The sequence below is a fragment of the Ewingella sp. AOP9-I1-14 genome (genome assembly GCF_052375995.1).
Lineage (GTDB): Bacteria > Pseudomonadota > Gammaproteobacteria > Enterobacterales > Enterobacteriaceae > Ewingella > Ewingella allii.
Map to the genome: position 1 here is coordinate 20,783 of NZ_JBQSVA010000006.1, position 17,075 is coordinate 37,857.

At 54.2% G+C, this 17,075-nt stretch carries 13 protein-coding genes and 1 riboswitch; of the genes, 9 read left to right on the top strand and 4 right to left on the bottom strand.

Annotation, left to right across the window (positions count from 1 at the left end; all coding sequences use genetic code 11):
• Positions 1 to 93: 93 nt before the first annotated feature.
• On the bottom strand, positions 94 to 1,482 hold the full coding sequence (gene lysC / locus ACT3RT_RS16190; RefSeq protein WP_353503524.1) for a lysine-sensitive aspartokinase 3: 1,389 nt from the start codon (positions 1,480 to 1,482) through the stop codon (positions 94 to 96).
• 107 nt (positions 1,483 to 1,589) lie between these two features.
• A riboswitch (Lysine riboswitch) is annotated at positions 1,590 to 1,784 on the bottom strand.
• Between the two features lie 240 nt (positions 1,785 to 2,024).
• Here lysC and pgi point away from each other — a divergent pair.
• From pgi to ubiA, 4 genes are all read left to right on the top strand, one after another.
• On the top strand, positions 2,025 to 3,671 hold the full coding sequence (pgi, locus tag ACT3RT_RS16195; RefSeq protein WP_353503523.1) for a glucose-6-phosphate isomerase: 1,647 nt from the start codon (positions 2,025 to 2,027) through the stop codon (positions 3,669 to 3,671).
• Between the two features lie 151 nt (positions 3,672 to 3,822).
• The gene (gene psiE, locus ACT3RT_RS16200; protein WP_034793488.1) at positions 3,823 to 4,230 is read left to right on the top strand and encodes a phosphate-starvation-inducible protein PsiE; all 408 of its coding nucleotides are present in this window, start codon (positions 3,823 to 3,825) and stop codon (positions 4,228 to 4,230) included.
• Between the two features lie 113 nt (positions 4,231 to 4,343).
• On the top strand, positions 4,344 to 4,880 hold the full coding sequence (gene ubiC, locus ACT3RT_RS16205) for a chorismate lyase (RefSeq protein WP_353503522.1): 537 nt from the start codon (positions 4,344 to 4,346) through the stop codon (positions 4,878 to 4,880).
• The gene (gene ubiA, locus ACT3RT_RS16210; protein WP_353503521.1) at positions 4,880 to 5,791 is read left to right on the top strand and encodes a 4-hydroxybenzoate octaprenyltransferase; all 912 of its coding nucleotides are present in this window, start codon (positions 4,880 to 4,882) and stop codon (positions 5,789 to 5,791) included. The genes ubiC and ubiA overlap by 1 nt, the downstream gene beginning before the upstream one ends.
• A 91-nt stretch (positions 5,792 to 5,882) precedes the next feature.
• Here the strand turns inward: ubiA and plsB are convergent, their stop codons facing one another.
• Positions 5,883 to 8,363 carry a glycerol-3-phosphate 1-O-acyltransferase PlsB gene (plsB, locus tag ACT3RT_RS16215; protein WP_353503520.1) on the bottom strand — a complete coding sequence of 827 codons (2,481 nt, stop codon included), beginning with the start codon at positions 8,361 to 8,363 and terminating at the stop codon, positions 5,883 to 5,885.
• 164 nt (positions 8,364 to 8,527) lie between these two features.
• Here plsB and ACT3RT_RS16220 point away from each other — a divergent pair, with 164 nt between their 5' ends.
• The 4 genes from ACT3RT_RS16220 to ACT3RT_RS16235 all read left to right on the top strand — a co-directional run bounded on the left by ACT3RT_RS16220 (position 8,528) and on the right by ACT3RT_RS16235 (position 11,622).
• On the top strand, positions 8,528 to 8,896 hold the full coding sequence (locus tag ACT3RT_RS16220; RefSeq protein WP_485902278.1) for a diacylglycerol kinase: 369 nt from the start codon (positions 8,528 to 8,530) through the stop codon (positions 8,894 to 8,896).
• 118 nt (positions 8,897 to 9,014) lie between these two features.
• On the top strand, positions 9,015 to 9,623 hold the full coding sequence (lexA, locus tag ACT3RT_RS16225) for a transcriptional repressor LexA (protein WP_034793478.1): 609 nt from the start codon (positions 9,015 to 9,017) through the stop codon (positions 9,621 to 9,623).
• A gap of 240 nt (positions 9,624 to 9,863) precedes the next feature.
• Entirely contained in the window at positions 9,864 to 11,225 is a 1,362-nt protein-coding gene (dinF, locus tag ACT3RT_RS16230) for an MATE family efflux transporter DinF (RefSeq protein ID WP_353503518.1), read from the top strand.
• Positions 11,226 to 11,412: 187 nt separating this feature from the next.
• Positions 11,413 to 11,622, top strand: a complete 210-nt coding sequence (locus ACT3RT_RS16235) for a CsbD family protein (protein WP_034793474.1) — start codon at positions 11,413 to 11,415, stop codon at positions 11,620 to 11,622.
• Between the two features lie 158 nt (positions 11,623 to 11,780).
• Here ACT3RT_RS16235 and zur read toward each other — a convergent pair whose 3' ends face one another.
• Positions 11,781 to 12,290, bottom strand: a complete 510-nt coding sequence (zur, locus tag ACT3RT_RS16240) for a zinc uptake transcriptional repressor Zur (RefSeq protein ID WP_353503517.1) — start codon at positions 12,288 to 12,290, stop codon at positions 11,781 to 11,783.
• A gap of 120 nt (positions 12,291 to 12,410) precedes the next feature.
• Complete coding sequence (locus tag ACT3RT_RS16245) at positions 12,411 to 13,613, bottom strand: ROK family protein (protein WP_485902281.1); 1,203 nt, start codon at positions 13,611 to 13,613, stop codon at positions 12,411 to 12,413.
• A 110-nt stretch (positions 13,614 to 13,723) separates the two neighbouring features.
• On the opposite strand from ACT3RT_RS16245, the gene ACT3RT_RS16250 reads away from it, so the two are divergent.
• On the top strand, positions 13,724 to 17,011 hold the full coding sequence (locus ACT3RT_RS16250; protein WP_496203329.1) for a DUF5107 domain-containing protein: 3,288 nt from the start codon (positions 13,724 to 13,726) through the stop codon (positions 17,009 to 17,011).
• Positions 17,012 to 17,075 lie beyond the last annotated feature (64 nt).

Consider the following 17,075-nt stretch of genomic DNA (forward strand, 5'->3'; position numbering starts at 1 on the left):
AAAATTTGCCATAGCGTTTTGGTTGTAGCACAGAACGATGTGCATAAAAAAGCCGGGCGCAGGGCCCGGCTGATCAGCACACCGCGCCGAAGATTATTCGAATAGGTTGCGGTGTAGAGTAGTAATGACTTGGTCGGCGTCGTTGCCCGGCACCAGGAAGCACAGGTTGTAGCTGCTTGCGCCGTAGCAAATCATGCGGATGTTGAACGGATCGAGCACCCCAAACACCTCTTTGCCAACGCCGCTTGCCTGAGACAATTTATTGCCAATCAGGGCAATCAGCGCCAGGTTTTCTTCCACTTCCACGCGACACAGTGAAGACAACTCGGTCAGTAGCGAGGTGGTCAGCAGGCTGGCACCGGAAGAGGTTGAACCCGTGGTGTCCAGCGTTAAGGCCACGCTGACTTCGGAGGTGGTGATCAGGTCGACCGACACATTGTGGCGCGCCAGAATGCCAAACACTTCGGCGAGGAAACCGTGTGAATGCAGCATGCTCAGGCTGTGCAGAGTGACCAGCGTCTGTTTGCGGCGCAGGGCCAGCGCGCGGAACAGCGGCGGATTCACCGTGGTGTTACACACCAATGTGCCGCCCGCAGCCGGGTCTTTGCTCGAACCAACAAATACCGGAATACCGCGACGCACCGCTGGAAGCAGCGTTGCCGGGTGTAAGACTTTCGCGCCGAAGGTCGCCATTTCAGCGGCTTCTTCGAAAGTAATGCGATCAATGCGTTTAGCCGCCGGAACCACGCGGGGGTCAGTGGTGTAGATGCCCGGCACGTCTGTCCAGATATCCACGCGAGCTACGCTCAGAGCCTCACCCAACAGGGCTGCCGTGTAGTCGCTGCCGCCGCGGCCCAGCGTGGTGGTGCGGCCTTTGGCTTCCGCACCGATAAAGCCCTGAGTTACCACTAAGGCTTCCTGAATGCGCGGTTGCAGTTGTTGCAACGCCAGCTCAGACAGGGCGTCGGTATCCGGCTCGGCTTTGCCGAAATGCTCATTGGTACGCATGACTTTACGCACGTCGAACCATTCTGCGGCGACATTGCGCTCACGCAGAATTTCCACAAACAGCAGGGTGGACATCAGTTCGCCGTGGCTAACCAGTTCATCGGTCAGTGCCGTCGAGGTCGCAAGGCTTGTCGCTTCTGACAGCATGCTAATGTTTTCCAGCATGCGGCCAATCTCTTCGCGGATCACGTCAGGTTTATTCAGGCGATCGATGATGGCGGACTGAATCCGGCGAATTTCATCCAGCAGAAATACCCGGCGTTCGGCGTCTTTACCCTGCGCGAGTTCAACCAACAGGTTAGTGATCCCCGCCGAGGCTGATAGTACGACCAGACGGACATTTGGGTTGGAGAGAACCACATCGGCGCTGCGATTCATGGCGTCGTAATCCGCTACGCTGGTGCCGCCGAATTTGGCGACAACGGTGTTGCCCAAGGGCTGGGGATTCGCGTTGCGGGATACTGCGTAATTCATGGTAAACCTCGTGTCACGGACGTTGGACCTTCAACATCCACTTAATTCCATAAGAATTGGCACAAGAGGGAGAGCGGGAGAGGGGGCAGACGTAGAAATGCTACGATACACCCAGAAGCGCCCCACCTTGCCAATACCCTTGTTACGGGTATATCTCGGTGACAACCCAGAGGATTCAGCCCCTGTGGTCGATCCGCAGCTTGCCGTAAGCTTTAGACCTCGGCGTCGCACCCCCTGATGTACCCTCGTTGGATTTCGGCTCCTCCGATACACTTCCTGGGCGACGCGCCTCTTCTGGCTCAAATGGCGCATTTAACGCGCACATAGGAGTTAGGCGCTTAGGAATAACGGGTTATTGCCTCCCTGTCAACGGTAAGCAGCCTTACATCGGTACATTTTGAGCAATTGCCATCTAATATTGTTTTCTGTCATGGTTAAACGACAGTTATGACCTATCGCAAGAAAAGGCATCTCATCTCAGGTATAACGGGATACAATCATGTTAGTTACGTCACATTTATTCTCAGCCTAAGAGCATTGCTATGAAAAATATCAATCCAACTCAAACCGCTGCCTGGCAAGCGCTGCAGCAGCATTTCGATACGATGAAAGATGTGCAGATTAGTCATCTGTTTGCTGAAGATGGCGACCGTTTCACCAAGTTCTCTGCGACCTTCGAAGACCAAATGCTGGTCGACTTCTCTAAAAACCGCATTACCGCCGAGACGTTGGACAAGCTGCAAGCCCTGGCCAAAGAGACCCAGCTGCAAGATGCAATCAAATCGATGTTCTCCGGTGAGAAGATCAACCGTACTGAAGACCGCGCCGTGCTGCACGTCGCTCTGCGTAACCGCAGCAATACCCCAATCGTGGTGGATGGCAAAGACGTCATGCCTGAAGTCAACGCGGTGCTGGCGAAAATCAAAGGCTTCACCGAGCGCGTGATTGGCGGCGAGTGGAAGGGTTACACCGGTAAAGCCATTACTGACGTGGTCAACATCGGTATCGGTGGTTCTGACCTCGGCCCGTTCATGGTGACCGAAGCGCTGCGCCCGTACAAAAACCATCTGAATATGCATTTCGTCTCCAACGTTGACGGCACCCACATCGCCGAAGCGCTGAAAGACCTCTCCCCAGAAACCACCCTGTTCCTGGTCGCTTCAAAAACCTTCACCACGCAAGAAACCATGACCAACGCCCATAGCGCGCGTGACTGGTTCTTGAAAACTGCCGGTGATGACAAGCACGTAGCGAAACACTTCGCCGCCCTGTCTACCAATGGCAAAGCGGTGAGCGAGTTTGGTATCGACACTGACAACATGTTCGAGTTCTGGGACTGGGTTGGCGGTCGTTACTCACTGTGGTCTGCTATCGGCCTGTCGATTGCCCTGTCCGTTGGTTTCGAAAACTTCGAACAACTGCTCAGCGGCGCACACGCTATGGACAAACACTTTGCAGAAACCCCAGCAGAGAAAAACCTGCCGATTTTGCTGGCGCTGATTGGTATTTGGTACAACGATTTCTATGGCACCGAAACCGAAGCAATCCTGCCATACGACCAGTACATGCATCGCTTTGCGGCTTACTTCCAGCAGGGCAACATGGAGTCCAACGGTAAGTACGTTGACCGTAATGGCAACCCAGTGGATTACCAGACTGGCCCAATCATCTGGGGTGAGCCGGGCACCAACGGCCAGCACGCCTTCTACCAGCTGATTCATCAGGGGACCAAAATTGTTCCTTGTGACTTCATCGCGCCCGCTATCAGCCATAACCCGCTGAGCGACCACCATGCCAAGCTGCTGTCTAACTTCTTCGCACAAACAGAAGCGCTGGCGTTTGGTAAATCACTGGACGTGGTAGAGCAAGAGTTCGCAGAACAAGGCAAAAAGCCGGAAGACGTGAAACACGTTGCGCCATTCAAAGTGTTTGAAGGTAACCGCCCAACTAACTCCATCCTGTTACGTGAAATCACGCCATACAGCTTGGGTGCGTTGATCGCGATGTACGAGCACAAAATCTTCACTCAGGGCGCAATCCTCAATATCTACACCTTCGACCAATGGGGCGTGGAATTGGGCAAACAGCTGGCAAACCGTATCCTGCCAGAACTGAGCGGCAATGAAGAAGTTAAGGGCCACGATAGCTCCACCAATGGTCTGATTAATCGCTTCAAAAACTGGCGTTAATATTTAGCCATCTTTCGCATTTTCTTGGCGGAAGTTGCATTAAATTGAAAGGGTCGGCCATGAGTGGCTGGCCCTTTTTTTATCGCGCTTTGCTATGGCTGGCGCTGTGGTATTCTGCTCGGACAATTAACAAAAGTGGGACATAGATCACATGGCTGGCTCAAAACGCGCGATGATGATATCCGTCATTATGCAACGAATTATGAACGTCTTTTTATTGGGGCTGGCAGCGATTTTGACGCTGTTCCTTGGCCGTGAAACCTATCATTTGGCGCTGGTGTTGTTCGTCAATAATGACGAATCCTCCTCCTATTTGCTGATTGAAGGTATCGTCATTTACTTCCTGTACTTCGAGTTTATCGCTTTGATTGTGAAGTACTTCTCCTCGGGATATCACTTCCCGCTGCGCTATTTTATCTACATCGGCATCACGGCCATTATTCGTCTGATTATTGTGGATCACAAAAGTCCGTACGATACGCTGGTCTACGCCTGTGCCATCCTGGTGCTGGTGGTTACGCTGTTCCTGGCTAACAGCGAGCGGCTGCGTCGCGAGTAGTCGAGAGCAAAGGATTCGTCCGCAAGTCGATTACTGCCGGAACATTCTGCGTTAGAATGCGAGGCTGATGATTAATAGGGGCGCGTAATGCGTCCCTGCTACGGAGTCCATTCATGTCTGAGTCCCATTCCCCTGCACAACCCCCAATTCACTGGTTTGACGACACGCAAGATGTCCCTGCCGACGTTGCCGACTGGCTGATGGAAATGGGCTCGATGACCCGTCGCTTTGAGCAGCAGGGCGTTACCGTGACGGTACAGCCAAAGCGCGAATGCTTTGTCACGCGTGAAGAGCTGGGGGAAAGCGAAGCCGACCAACTGCCGGTGAGCGCGCGATATTGGATCCGCGAGGTCGTACTGTTTGGTGATGACGAGGCGTGGCTGCTCGGGCGCACCGTGATCCCTGAAGAAACCCTGACCGGCCCTGATTTAGCGCTGGTGGACTTAGGCACCGTGCCGCTGGGCCGCTATCTGTTCGGCGGCAACAATATGACGCGCGATTATATTCATCTCGGCCAATTGCCGCTGGAAGAGGGTGACCTGTGGGCTCGGCGTTCTCGCCTGCGCCTCTCGGATAAGCCGCTGTTGCTGACCGAAGTTTTCCTGCCGAACTCTCCTGTTCACCGTCCTGAAAACAAGGTGCAGGGCTAATGGCTCAGTTAAATCAACAAGAGGGAACCAAGGTGTCTGCTAGCCTGCCACAGGGCACTTGGCGCGATTATTGCCGCCTGATGCGAATTGATAAACCTATTGGCTCGCTGCTGCTGCTCTGGCCAACGCTGTGGGCGTTATGGCTGGCCGGCGGCGGCATGCCGTCGATGAAGATCTTGCTGGTCTTCGTGCTGGGCGTATTCTTCATGCGCGCTGCGGGTTGCGTGGTAAATGACTACGCCGACCGTAAGTTCGACGGCCACGTGAAACGCACGGCTAACCGCCCGCTGCCAAGTGGCGTCATTAGCGGCAAACAGGCCAAGATGCTGTTTGTTGGGCTGGTGCTGGCGTCCTTCCTGCTGGTGCTTACCCTTAATCGCATGACGATTTTGCTGTCCTTGGCCGGGCTGGCGCTGGCGTGGATCTACCCCTTTGTTAAGCGCGTCAGCAATTTGCCGCAGGTGGTATTGGGCGCAGCGTTCGGCTGGTCCATCCCGATGGCCTATGCCGCAGTGAGTGAAGCCGTTCCGCTGAGCTGCTGGCTGCTGTTCGCCGCCAATATTTGTTGGACGGTGGCTTACGACACCCAATACGCGATGGTCGATAGAGACGATGATTTGAAGATTGGCGTGAAGTCCACGGCGATACTTTTTGGCCGTTTCGACAACCTGATCAACGGCATTTTGCAGCTCGTCATGCTGGCACTGCTGGCGGTAGTCGGGCATTTAACCCAGCTGGGCGCGCCTTTCTATTGGTCTTTGTTGCTGGCCGCCGCGCTGTTCGCCCATCAGCACAAACTGACCGCGAAACGCGACCGCGATGCCTGCTTCCTGGCTTTCCGCCAAAATAACTATGTCGGGCTGGTGCTGTTCCTCGGCATTCTAATGAGCTTATCCCAGTTTAGCTTCTAAGCCGTCTCGCTGGCTAAGCGCCATAAAAAACGCCCGGTTCTTGTTAAGAGAACCGGGCGTTTTGTTTGTGATTCGCTGAACTTAGCGAGCCTTAGTGGTCGGTGTCACGCACGTCGACTTTAGGTTCCGCCAGCGGTTCGGAAGGCTGCGGCAGCTCGGACGGCATGCCCGCACTTTCGATAGTCAGCTTGATTTCCGGCGTCATTAAATCACTCAGAATGGTGTAAATCTCACGCGTATGTTCCGGGATCGCATCGCCGATATCATTGATGAAACCCTCGGCACGCAGAGTGCCAACCAGCGTGGTAAAGACGGCTTTATCGAAGAACTCCGGCGCATTGATACCGTGCAGAACCGACAGGCGCTGAGCCATAATCCGACTCTCTTTTTCCAAGGCTCCACGGCTGATGCTCGGGTTATTGGTCAACAGAGAGAGGGTGATGGCGTAGCGTTGCAGCGTTTCACGCACACCGGCGGCCAGCAGTTGCAGCGGGCGAATGCGCGCCGGGTTCAGCGATAGCGTTTCGCCATCGAGCTTAATCAAGCCCTGACGGGCCAGTTCGGCGCTGAGCACTTCCAGCAGTGCTGGCAACTGTTCTTTGCTGTAGTGCATGAACAGTTCGGCTTTCATCATTGGGAAAATCAATTCAACCTGACGCAGCAGTTCCTGGCTGCTCACCGAACGATGATGCATGACAATGCTGGCAATCAGCGACGGCAATACCAGCATGTGGTGAATGTTGTTGCGGTAGTAAGTCATCAGCACGGCCTGCTCGCGCGGCAGTACAATGATGTCACCAATGTTGTCTTTCTCGACTTCGAACTTGTTCATGTTCAAGGCGTGATCGAGCAGCTGGGCAGCCGTCAAATCTGGCACGGTAGAATCTTCAGCGTAAGGCACGTTGCGCAGCAATTGCAGGTAGCAATCGAGTTGCTCGGTTAACTGCTCACGGGTGAGTGAACGTTGACGCGACGCCAGCAGCGCGGTACAGCACAAGTTCATCGCGTTAGCTGCCGCGGAATTGTTGATGCGTACCATGATTTTGTCAGCCAGATCCTGCACCGTCGGGGTCAGCCAGCTTGGGCGCTGCGCTTCGATTGGGTCGATAGCATCACGCCAGGTTGGGACATTCTGGTTCAGGTAAGTGGTGAGATGCAGCGGCTCGCCGAAGTTAACGTAGCCCTGACCCAAGTTACGCAGTTTGCGTAACCCGTTGATCATCTGCATAAAACTTTCTTTCTCTTTGGTCGCGCCGCGCAGCTCTTTGGCGTAAGTCCCCACTTCCATCACGTGCTCATAACCGATGTAAATCGGCACCAGCGTGATAGGGCGAGATCCGCCGCGCAGCATGGCCTGAATGGTCATCGCCAGCGTGCCGGTCTTTGGCTCAAGCAGGCGCCCGGTGCGCGAACGGCCACCTTCGACGAAGTATTCAACCGAATAGCCACGGGTAAACAGCTCGCCGAGATATTCGCGGAATACCGTGGAGTAGAGCTTGTTACCTTTGAAGGTACGGCGAATAAAGAAGGCACCCAAACGGCGGAAAATCGGGCCAGCGGGCCAGAAATTCAGGTTGATCCCGGCAGCGATGTGCGGCGGCACCAGACCTTGATGGTAAAGCACGTAAGAGAGCAGCAGGTAGTCCATGTGACTGCGGTGGCAGGGAACATAAACAATCTCCTGACCATCTTGCGCCAGCTGGCGAACGCGCTCGGCGTTATGCACGTTGATGCCTTTATAGAGGCGGTTCCACGTCCAGCTCAGCACGCGGTCGGACAGACGCACGGCTTCATAAGAGAAGTTCGCCGCAATCTCTTCCATCAGTTCGATGGCGTTCTGCTGGGCTTTCTCGTGAGAAATCTTCTTGCTACGCGCTTCGTCTTCCACCGCTTTTTCGATGGCTTTCGAAGCTAACAGCTTGTTGAACAACTCCTGACGCACTGGCAGACGCGGACCGACGGCGGCCAGACGTTGGCGTGAGAAGTGCATACGCGCCACGCGAGCCAGCTTCTGTGCGATGGTTTTGTCCGTGCCGTGTTCAGTGGCCATGTAGCGCAGAGAAACGGTATTGGAGAAACGCACAAAGCTATCGCGGCCCAGCCACAGCACGGCGAAGAACTTCTGTATGCCGTTCAACACGCGCAGGTGCGGAGTCTGCTGTCCTTCACGCCCCGGCGCACGGCCAAACATCACCGATACTGGCAACATTTGGATGTCGAGATCGGGATTGTTGCGATGCAAATCGAGATAGTCGTGGAACAGTTTTATCGACTCAATTTTCGGCGTGTAATAAGTGAAAACGCGAGGGCCTTCAGCGATAAAAACGTGGCTCGGCAGTTGAACGCCGTCGATTTCCAAAGGAATAAGGGGATCAGGCAGATTCTGCGCCAGGCACTGGGTGCGTAACGTCAGTAAATCCGCTTTCGAATGGTAAGGTAAAACATACAAGATCGGGCGCGTCGGATCTAAGCGCAACTCGGTAACCGGATCTGTAGGGATAACCTTGCTCTTTACCAGCAATTTTAGTGGTAAATTCAATAAGGTATAATAAAGTCTACGCCAACCTGACATAAAAAACGTGAAGCCTCTTGTTAGCAAATCGCCGCAAGGATACCAGAAACCAGAATCGAGTTCTGTTTGTTGCGTTAACGGCGATATTTGTCACCCTGAATGGTTTTGAGTATAAAATGCTGCCAATACTCTGTCCGCCAAAACTCTGTTAAGACGCATAACACATGAAAAATGAATCAACGGGCCTAATTCGTATCGTTAAGGCCGCCGGCTATTCCCTCAAGGGATTGAGTACTGCCTGGAAAAACGAGGCGGCCTTCCGTCAGGAAGTGATAGCCGTTCTGCCCTTCATCATACTGTCATTTTTCCTCGATGTGACTAGCGTCGAGCGTATTTTATTAGTGGGCGTCTTGGTACTGGTGGTGATTGTCGAATTATTAAATAGCGCCGTCGAAAGCGCGATTGACCGCATCGGCCCTGAATTCCATGTCCTGTCCGGGCGCGCCAAAGATTTTGGATCGGCCGCGGTACTTTTGAGCATCATACTGGCGATTTTCACCTGGGTCAGCGTCTTTTGGCCGAGTTGGTTCTAAAGCGGAATACAGATTCCAGATTTCACTTTAGCACTGGTTTTTATGCACTCTTAGGTTTTCATTCCCTAGTTACCTGTATATACTCACAGCAATACTGTATAAACAATCAGGGGGCGGAATGAAAGCTTTAACAGCCAGACAACAAGAGGTTTACGACCTCATTCGCGAACATATATCCACCACGGGTATGCCGCCGACTCGTGCAGAAATTGCCACTCGTCTGGGGTTCCGCTCGCCAAATGCCGCGGAAGAACACCTCAAAGCCCTGCAGCGCAAAGGCGTGATTGAAATCGTCTCTGGCGCATCACGCGGCATTCGCTTGCTAATGGAAGAAGAGGAAGGTTTACCACTGATTGGCCGCGTCGCCGCCGGTGAGCCTCTTTTAGCTCAGCAACATATCGAAGGCCACTATCAGGTTGATCCTGCCATGTTCAAGCCTAGCGCCGACTTCTTGCTGCGCGTTAGCGGGATGTCTATGCGGGATATCGGTATTCTCGACGGCGATCTGTTGGCGGTTCACAAAACTCAGGATGTACGTAATGGGCAAGTTGTCGTTGCGCGCATTGATGATGAAGTGACGGTTAAACGCTTGAAAAAGCAGGGTAGCGTCGTGCAACTGCTGCCAGAGAACAGCGACTTCGAGCCGATCGTGGTTGACCTGCGCGAGCAGAGTTTCAGCATTGAAGGCTTGGCTGTTGGCGTTATCCGTAACGGCGACTGGATCTAATCCTTTCTGCTGGCAAGGCTCGGTACTCGCCCTTCCTGAACGTACTGCCGGGCTTTTGCTATAGACATTTGCCACAAAGCTAGCTGTCGCCTTACGGTGGTCTCACGCCGTGACACTGCGCCCCTTGATTGGGGCGTTGTTGTTTAAGCAGATCGCTGTTTTTTATAAAAAGCGTTGATGCCGAAACGCCGAATTACGCCAGGTTGACCTCTTGTTCTACATCCTCAGCATGGGACCTCTATGCCTCAGCATCCCTTTCGACAAGCATTAAGCCGCACCTTCCTCAGCCGTGAGGACAAAGCCTTATGGAAACTGGCTTTACCAATGATTTTCTCCAACATTACCGTCCCGCTATTAGGTTTGGTGGATACCGCCGTTATCGGCCATCTCGACAGCGCGGATTATCTCGGCGGCGTAGCGGTCGGCGCTATGGTGACGACCTTCCTCTTCATGATGCTGCTGTTCTTGCGCATGAGCACCACCGGCCTGACTGCTCAGGCCTTGGGTGCCAAAGATAACCTGCTGCTAGCCCGTGCTTTTGTACAACCTTTCCTGTTAGCGCTGCTGGCGGGCATTTTAATCATGTTGCTGCGCACGCCGCTGATGGATCTGGCCTTTCAGGTGGTCGGCGGCAGTCAGGCCGTGCTGGAGCAGGCGCGGCTGTTTATTGAAATACGCTGGTTAAGCGCCCCGGCTTCTCTGGCAAATTTGGTGATCCTCGGCTGGCTGCTGGGCATCCAGTATGTGCGTGGCCCTGTTCTGCTGCTGATTGTCGGCAACGTGCTGAATATTGTTCTGGATATCTGGCTGGTGATGGGGCTGGGCTTGAACGTGCGCGGTGCGGCCATTGCCACGGCCTGCTCGGAGTACGTCACATTGGCGCTAGGGTTGTGGCTGGTATGGCGGATGATGGCGCAAAAAGGCATTGATTTTGCCCTGCTACAGCAGGCGTGGCGGGGCAACCTGCGGCGCTTACTCAGCCTCAATCGTGACATCATGCTGCGCTCGCTGCTGCTGCAAGTCTGCTTTGCCTCCCTGACGGTAATTGGTGCGCGACTGGGCGGGCATATCGTGGCGGTGAACGCCGTGTTGATGAATTTGCTGACCTTCACCGCCTTCGCCCTCGATGGCTTTGCCTATGCTGTGGAAGCCCACTCGGGGGAAGCCTTTGGCGAGCGCAACCGTGAGAAGTTGTTACGCGTTTGGCACGCGGCGTGTCGTCAGGCAGGGGCTGTGGCGCTTGGCTTTGCGCTGTTCTATGGCCTGGCCGGGCAGCAGATTGTCAGCATGCTGACCTCTTTACCTGACATCCGCCAGCTGGCTGATCAATACCTGGGCTGGCAGGTGGTTCTGCCGCTCATCGGCGTCTGGTGTTATCTGCTAGATGGCATGTTCGTCGGCGCAACGCGGGGCCGCGAGATGCGCAATAGCATGGCCGTGGCAGCTCTGGGTTATGGCCTGACGCTGTTCACTCTGCCATGGCTCGGCAACCATGCTTTGTGGTTGGCGTTGGCCGTGTTTCTCGCGTTAAGAGGTTTGTCGTTAGGCTGGGTGTGGCGTAGATATTGGCAAGGCGATCGCTGGTTTACTAAGGCGGAGTAAAATAAATCGCCGATAAATTTATTAGTGTTTATCGCTATTTAACACTTTGGATTATTCCTAATATTGTGATTTAACGCTGTCGCTTGACCCAAATGCCAAATTCTCTACTACTCTTAATTATGTGATAAGCACTTAGTGTGTTGAACAAAACACAGAAACCTAAACCACGGTAGTAGGAGAATTGATTATGAATAAGGACCAAACCGAAGGTAACTGGAAGCAGTTCAAAGGCAAAGTGAAAGAGAAATGGGGCAAGCTGACGGACGATGATCTTACTGTTGTAGAAGGTAAGCGCGATCAGCTGGTCGGTAAGATCCAAGAGCGCTACGGTTACAAGAAAGAAGAAGCTGAGAAAGAGCTGAAAGCGTGGGAAACGGATAACAAGTATCACTGGTAAATCGCAACTTCCCCGTGCGTAACGGTGATAATGCATCCTGAAAAAATGCTGCTCCTACCCGGATAGCTTTCAGGATGCAGGGTACAAGGACGTACCGCCTTTATTATTTATTTACTGATCTAAATTTACTTATCTAAACTCATTTATCTAAAGCGGTATTAGCGCTTTTTAGTCACAATACTGTGGTCATGCTCGCAATGTTCATGGCTGTCGCAAAGCTCTACCACTTTACAATCCCCGCACAAACCATGCGCTTCCACCACGGAATGCCGCAATTCAAACCCTGATTCTACTGCCAATTTTGCCAATCTCTCTTCGATGCCGTCCGTGGTCTTCTCTGTGACCAATCCGCAGCGATCGCAGATAAACAGCGCAGAGGTGTGGCTCGGCTCTTCGAAATGATGGCACAGCACGTAGCTGTTGGCCGATTCAACGCGGTGAATAAACCCTTGTTCCAGCAGGAAATCCAGCGCGCGGTAAACGGTGGGTGGCTTGGCCTGTGGCTCGCTAATTCTCAGTAAATCCAGCAGATCGTAAGCACTAATGGCACCGGGTTGCTGCGTCATCAGGCGCAACACTTCCAGACGCTGTGGCGTTAAACGCACATTACGCTTCTGGCAAAGTTTTTCGGCCTGTGAAAGAAGTTGATCCGGATTGTTCAGGGTCATAAGAAGTTTCTCTGAGTACGATGCTGGGTTGAACGCTTACGAGCAAGCGAACGATGATTTTACCATGCTTCGCGTAAATCGCCGAATTATGCGCCATTGCAGTAAACATCCTGCAGTTATTCAGACGCGATTTTCTAGCGCTTGTTCCACATACAAATAACCAATTCCCATGATTTGCTGCTCGCGGCTGAGCGTCCCCAGGCCAATATGCGTGGCCTGAGTCTTCACGCTGTCGGTTTTATCGAAGGGGTTTAAGCCACTCTGTTCCAATACCGTGCTCAGCCAGGCCTCGCCAAAACCGCAGCTGCGGCCATAGAGATGGATTTGGTTGATATTGAGAATATTCAGGAAGTTATACAAGCTCAGCCCCAAGGCGCGCGCCGCCGCAAACACCATGACGCGCAGGTTTTCATCCCCCTGATGGTAGCCTTCGATAATTTCCTGAGTGGTCGGGGTGCGCAGGGCGGATTTATCAGCCGCCGCCGCGCCATTTTTCAGCAGCATCCGCGCTTTTTTCTTCATGGCGGAGAGCGAGGCGATAGTCTCCAGACAGCCATATCGCCCGCAAGAGCAGAGGCTGCCGTCGGGGTCGATAATGGTGTGCCCGATTTGGCCGCTGCCAAATAGATTGCCACGATAAATCTGCTGGTTGATAACAAATGAGGAGCCAATGCCGTAATCTACATTGATAACGCAAAAATCACGCTGAATTTCAGTGTGTTGCCATTTTTCTGCTAAAGCCAGCATAATGCAGTCGTTATCCATCAAAATTTCAGTATGGAGCTTCTCCTCCAGTAAATATTTAATCTCTATTGCACTGTCCCACGGGGCCTGCGGCATGTTCTGCGAGACGCCGGTGGTGGGATTAACCTGCCCGTGAATCGACAGCGCAAGGCTGAGGTTTCTTCCCCGATATTGTTTGCGATAGTCATGAAACAGGCGTTCTATCTCATTAAGCAGCTCACTGGGTGTTTTCACTGCGATTTCACTCAGGCGAAATTCGCTTTTTGCCGTGATAAGCCGATCAACCAGAATACTTTCAATGCGATAGGGTGAGACATTCATGCACAGAATATCGCTGTCTTCCACCGCCACTTGATAGCTGCCACCGCCTAATCCTCGCGAATGCAGATTCACGTCGCTATGAACCACTCGCCCCTCTTCCTGCAACTCATTAAGGATCTTGCCGACGGCCGGAATCGACAGGTTAGACAACCGCGCCAGCGTCGATTTGCTCGCCGTTTTCTCGCGATAGAGCAGGGTCATCAGCACCTTTTTATTGAATTCCCTGACCCGAAGATTGTTCAAACCCTTAAGTTGCATTCACTAAACTCCGCTTACTGAATTGCGTGACGGTAGCGCATTAATTAGCCGCTTTCGCTGCGTAGACTCACGAAATTGAACTTTTCAGTATTCATTGGTGAGAGGAACGCATGAGCGGAAATGTAAAAGTCTGGCAGGAACAGGTCGAATTACCGACGTATCTCACGGGAAAACAGGATACCCATCCGATGTTTTTAGCCCATCGGGTCTACCAAGGTTCTTCGGGCAATGTCTATCCGTACGGCGTGACTGACCAACTGACGGGCGAGAAGCAGATGCAGCCCTATCAGGCGCTCTATCTGGAAAATGATTATTTGAAAATCATGCTGTTACCCGAGCTTGGCGGGCGCGTTCACCGCGCCTGGGACAAGATCAAACAGCGTGATTTTGTCTATCACAACGAAGTGATTAAACCGGCCTTGGTGGGCCTGCTTGGGCCGTGGATCTCCGGCGGAATTGAATTCAACTGGCCGCAGCACCATCGCCCAACCACCTTTATGCCGGTGGATTTCACCTTGCAGCAGCATGAAAACGGCGCGCAAACCGTTTGGATGGGGGAAGTGGAGCCGATGCGCGGCTTGCAGGTGATGACCGGCTTTACGCTCTATCCAGACAAGGCGCTGCTGGAAATCAGCGCCAAAATCTATAACGCCAACCCAACCCCGCGCCACTTCCTGTGGTGGGCTAACCCGGCGGTGAGGGGCGGGGATGATCATCAGAGCGTTTTCCCGCCGGATGTCACCGCCGTGTTCGACCACGGCAAACGGGATGTGTCCTCTTTTCCCATCGCCACCGGCACCTATTACAAAGTCAATTACTCACGCGGCGTGGATATCTCGCGCTACAAGAATATTCCGGTACCGACTTCCTACATGGCGGATAAATCGGCCTATGATTTTGTCGGTGCTTACAGCCACGACGATCGCGGCGGCTTGCTGCACGTGGCGGATCACCATGTCTCGCCGGGCAAAAAGCAGTGGACCTGGGGCAACTGCGCCTTCGGCCTGGCCTGGGACCGCAATCTTACCGACCGCAACGGCCCGTACATCGAGCTGATGACCGGCGTCTTCACCGACAACCAGCCGGACTTTACGTGGCTCGACGCCTATGAAGAGAAGTGCTTCGTGCAGAATTTCATGCCCTACAGCGAGCTGGGCATGGTGCAAAACGCCAATACCGACGCCGTGCTCAAATTGCAGCGCGACGGGCAAAAGGTGGAGTGGGGCATCTACGCCGTGGCGCCGCTGCACCAAGCGCGGGTGCTGATCGCCGAGGCCGATGGTGAACAAGTCTTGGTGGATAAAGTCATTAGTCTGCAACCGGGCGAAGTGCTGCATGCCAGCCTGCAAGGGGAGTTCGGCGGGCGGCTTAAAATCAGCCTGCTGGCGGAAAACGGTCGCGAAATTCTGCATTATCTCGAGCATCAGCCGAAGGAAACGCCGCTGCCCGAAGCCGCCAAAGCGCCACTTCCCGCTGACCAAATCCAAACTGCCGAGGAAGCCTGGTTTATCGGCCAGCACCTTGAACAGTACAACCACGCCAGCCATGGCGCGCCAACCTACTATCAGCGCGGGCTGGAACTCGATCCATTGGACTACCGCTGTAACCTGGCGCTGGCGACTCGCGACTATAACCGCAGCAACTTCGCCAGCAGCATTGCCTTTGCCGATAATGCCCTGAGCCGCGCCCATCGCTGGAATAAGAACCCGCAGTGCGGCCTTGCCAGTCTGATCCGCGCCTGTGCTTATGAGCAAACCGACAATCTTGATGCCGCCTATGAAGACTTCTTCCGCGCCATCTGGAGCGGCAACGCCAAGTCTGGCGGCTACTTTGGTTTGGCTCGAATCGCCACCCGCCGTGAGAAATTTGCCGATGCGCTGCAATTTTGCGAGCAGGGTCTGGAAAGCCACGCCAGCCATTACGGCCTGATTGGTCTGAAAGCATTGCTGCTACAACGGGTGGGCGACGCGACCTCTGCCGGGCGCTATCGCCAGCAGCAGTTGCAGCGCTATCCGTTGCACTATCTGCTGCATTTCCTGAACTACCAGCAGCAGCCGAACAGCGAATCTCTGCACGCGCTGCGTAAAGTCACCGGGCAGCGTGGGGAAAGCGCGCTGAATATCGCCACCCAGCTGCTCTCTTTCGGCTTTAACACGCTGGCGCTGGAGGCGCTGGAGTCCGTCGACAGCCGCGAAACTCTGCCGCTCTATTTGCAGGCAAGCCTTGACCCGTACAACCGCCCGTCGCTGATAAGTCAGGCTCGTCAGGCCTTCCCGAACCATGTCCGCTTCCCTAATAGCATTGCCGAAGTGCAGATGCTCAACACCTTCACCGACGATGCCTTTGCCCATCATTTGCTGGCCTGCTTCCACTACAGCAAGGGCAATTTGCAGCCAGCGGTTGCCCATTGGCAGCGCTGCCTTGAGCTTGAACCTGACTTCACCGACGCGTGGCGCGGCTTGGGGATTTATGCGTGGAATATCGACCATGACGCCGAGGCGGCGGCTCGCTGCTTTGACCAAGCTTATGCGCTGGCTCCGCACGATGCCCGCCTGCTGTTTGAGCAGGATCTGTTGAAGAAACTCACTGCGACCCCTACACAAACCCGACTCGCGCTGCTCGAAAAGCATCTTGATGTGGCGACCCGGCGCGATGACCTGACGGCCGAGCTGCTGGGGCTTTATCACCAAAATGGCAAGTTGCAGCAAGCGGCAACGCTGCTGTCTGAGCGCCAGTTCCACCCGTGGGAAGGGGGCGAAGGGCGCATCACCGGGCAGTTCTTGCTGAATGCGCAACTGCGGGCGCTTGAATTGCTCAAAAACGACAAACCGGCAGAGGCGCAGGAGATTTTACTGGCAGCTCAAACTTACCCGCTGAATCTTGCCGAGGGGCGGCTGGTCGGCCAAACCGACAACGATCTTTACTACTGGCTCGGCGTCACGGCCAAACGGTTGGGCCAGCACGCCCAGGCTAAGCAGTGGTTCGAGCGCGCCGCGCAGGGGGATAAAGGCATCAGCGAGCGTCGTTATTACAACGACCAGCCGGTGGATTATCTGTTCTATCAGGGCATGGCGCTGCGCCAGTTAGACCAGCAAGCCGAGGCGAATCAGCTATTTAGCCAGATGCTCGACTGGGCAGAACAGGCCAGCGGCGATGCCGTGACCGCCGACTTCTTTGCCGTCTCCCTGCCGGACCTGCTGGTGCTCAATAGCGACCGCCAGCTTCAGCATCGCGAACATCTGTTATTGGTCAAAGGCTTAGCCCTGCTGGGAGCCGGGGAAAACAGCGCGGCGGCGAGCACGCTACAACAGGCGCTGGCGCTTAATCCTGCTAACAACAAGGCGCAGCTTTTCCTGAGCCTCGCCGGGCAGGCGGAGGGTTTACTAAACGCTGTTTAGTTTAATCCGTGATCGTGATGAATAACTGCACGGCGGGGATGATTTACTTTATCCCCTCTGTGTT

Bases quoted from the DNA above. Each gene is read 5' to 3' on its own strand.
- lysC (WP_353503524.1), bottom strand. From the start codon at position 1,482: ATGAATTACGCAGTATCCCGCAACGCGAATCCCCAGCCCTTGGGCAAC.
- pgi (WP_353503523.1), top strand. From the start codon at position 2,025: ATGAAAAATATCAATCCAACTCAAACCGCTGCCTGGCAAGCGCTGCAG.
- psiE (WP_034793488.1), top strand. From the start codon at position 3,823: ATGGCTGGCTCAAAACGCGCGATGATGATATCCGTCATTATGCAACGA.
- ubiC (WP_353503522.1), top strand. From the start codon at position 4,344: ATGTCTGAGTCCCATTCCCCTGCACAACCCCCAATTCACTGGTTTGAC.
- ubiA (WP_353503521.1), top strand. From the start codon at position 4,880: ATGGCTCAGTTAAATCAACAAGAGGGAACCAAGGTGTCTGCTAGCCTG.
- plsB (WP_353503520.1), bottom strand. From the start codon at position 8,363: ATGTCAGGTTGGCGTAGACTTTATTATACCTTATTGAATTTACCACTA.
- ACT3RT_RS16220 (WP_485902278.1), top strand. From the start codon at position 8,528: ATGAAAAATGAATCAACGGGCCTAATTCGTATCGTTAAGGCCGCCGGC.
- lexA (WP_034793478.1), top strand. From the start codon at position 9,015: ATGAAAGCTTTAACAGCCAGACAACAAGAGGTTTACGACCTCATTCGC.
- dinF (WP_353503518.1), top strand. From the start codon at position 9,864: ATGCCTCAGCATCCCTTTCGACAAGCATTAAGCCGCACCTTCCTCAGC.
- ACT3RT_RS16235 (WP_034793474.1), top strand. From the start codon at position 11,413: ATGAATAAGGACCAAACCGAAGGTAACTGGAAGCAGTTCAAAGGCAAA.
- zur (WP_353503517.1), bottom strand. From the start codon at position 12,290: ATGACCCTGAACAATCCGGATCAACTTCTTTCACAGGCCGAAAAACTT.
- ACT3RT_RS16245 (WP_485902281.1), bottom strand. From the start codon at position 13,613: ATGCAACTTAAGGGTTTGAACAATCTTCGGGTCAGGGAATTCAATAAA.
- ACT3RT_RS16250 (WP_496203329.1), top strand. From the start codon at position 13,724: ATGAGCGGAAATGTAAAAGTCTGGCAGGAACAGGTCGAATTACCGACG.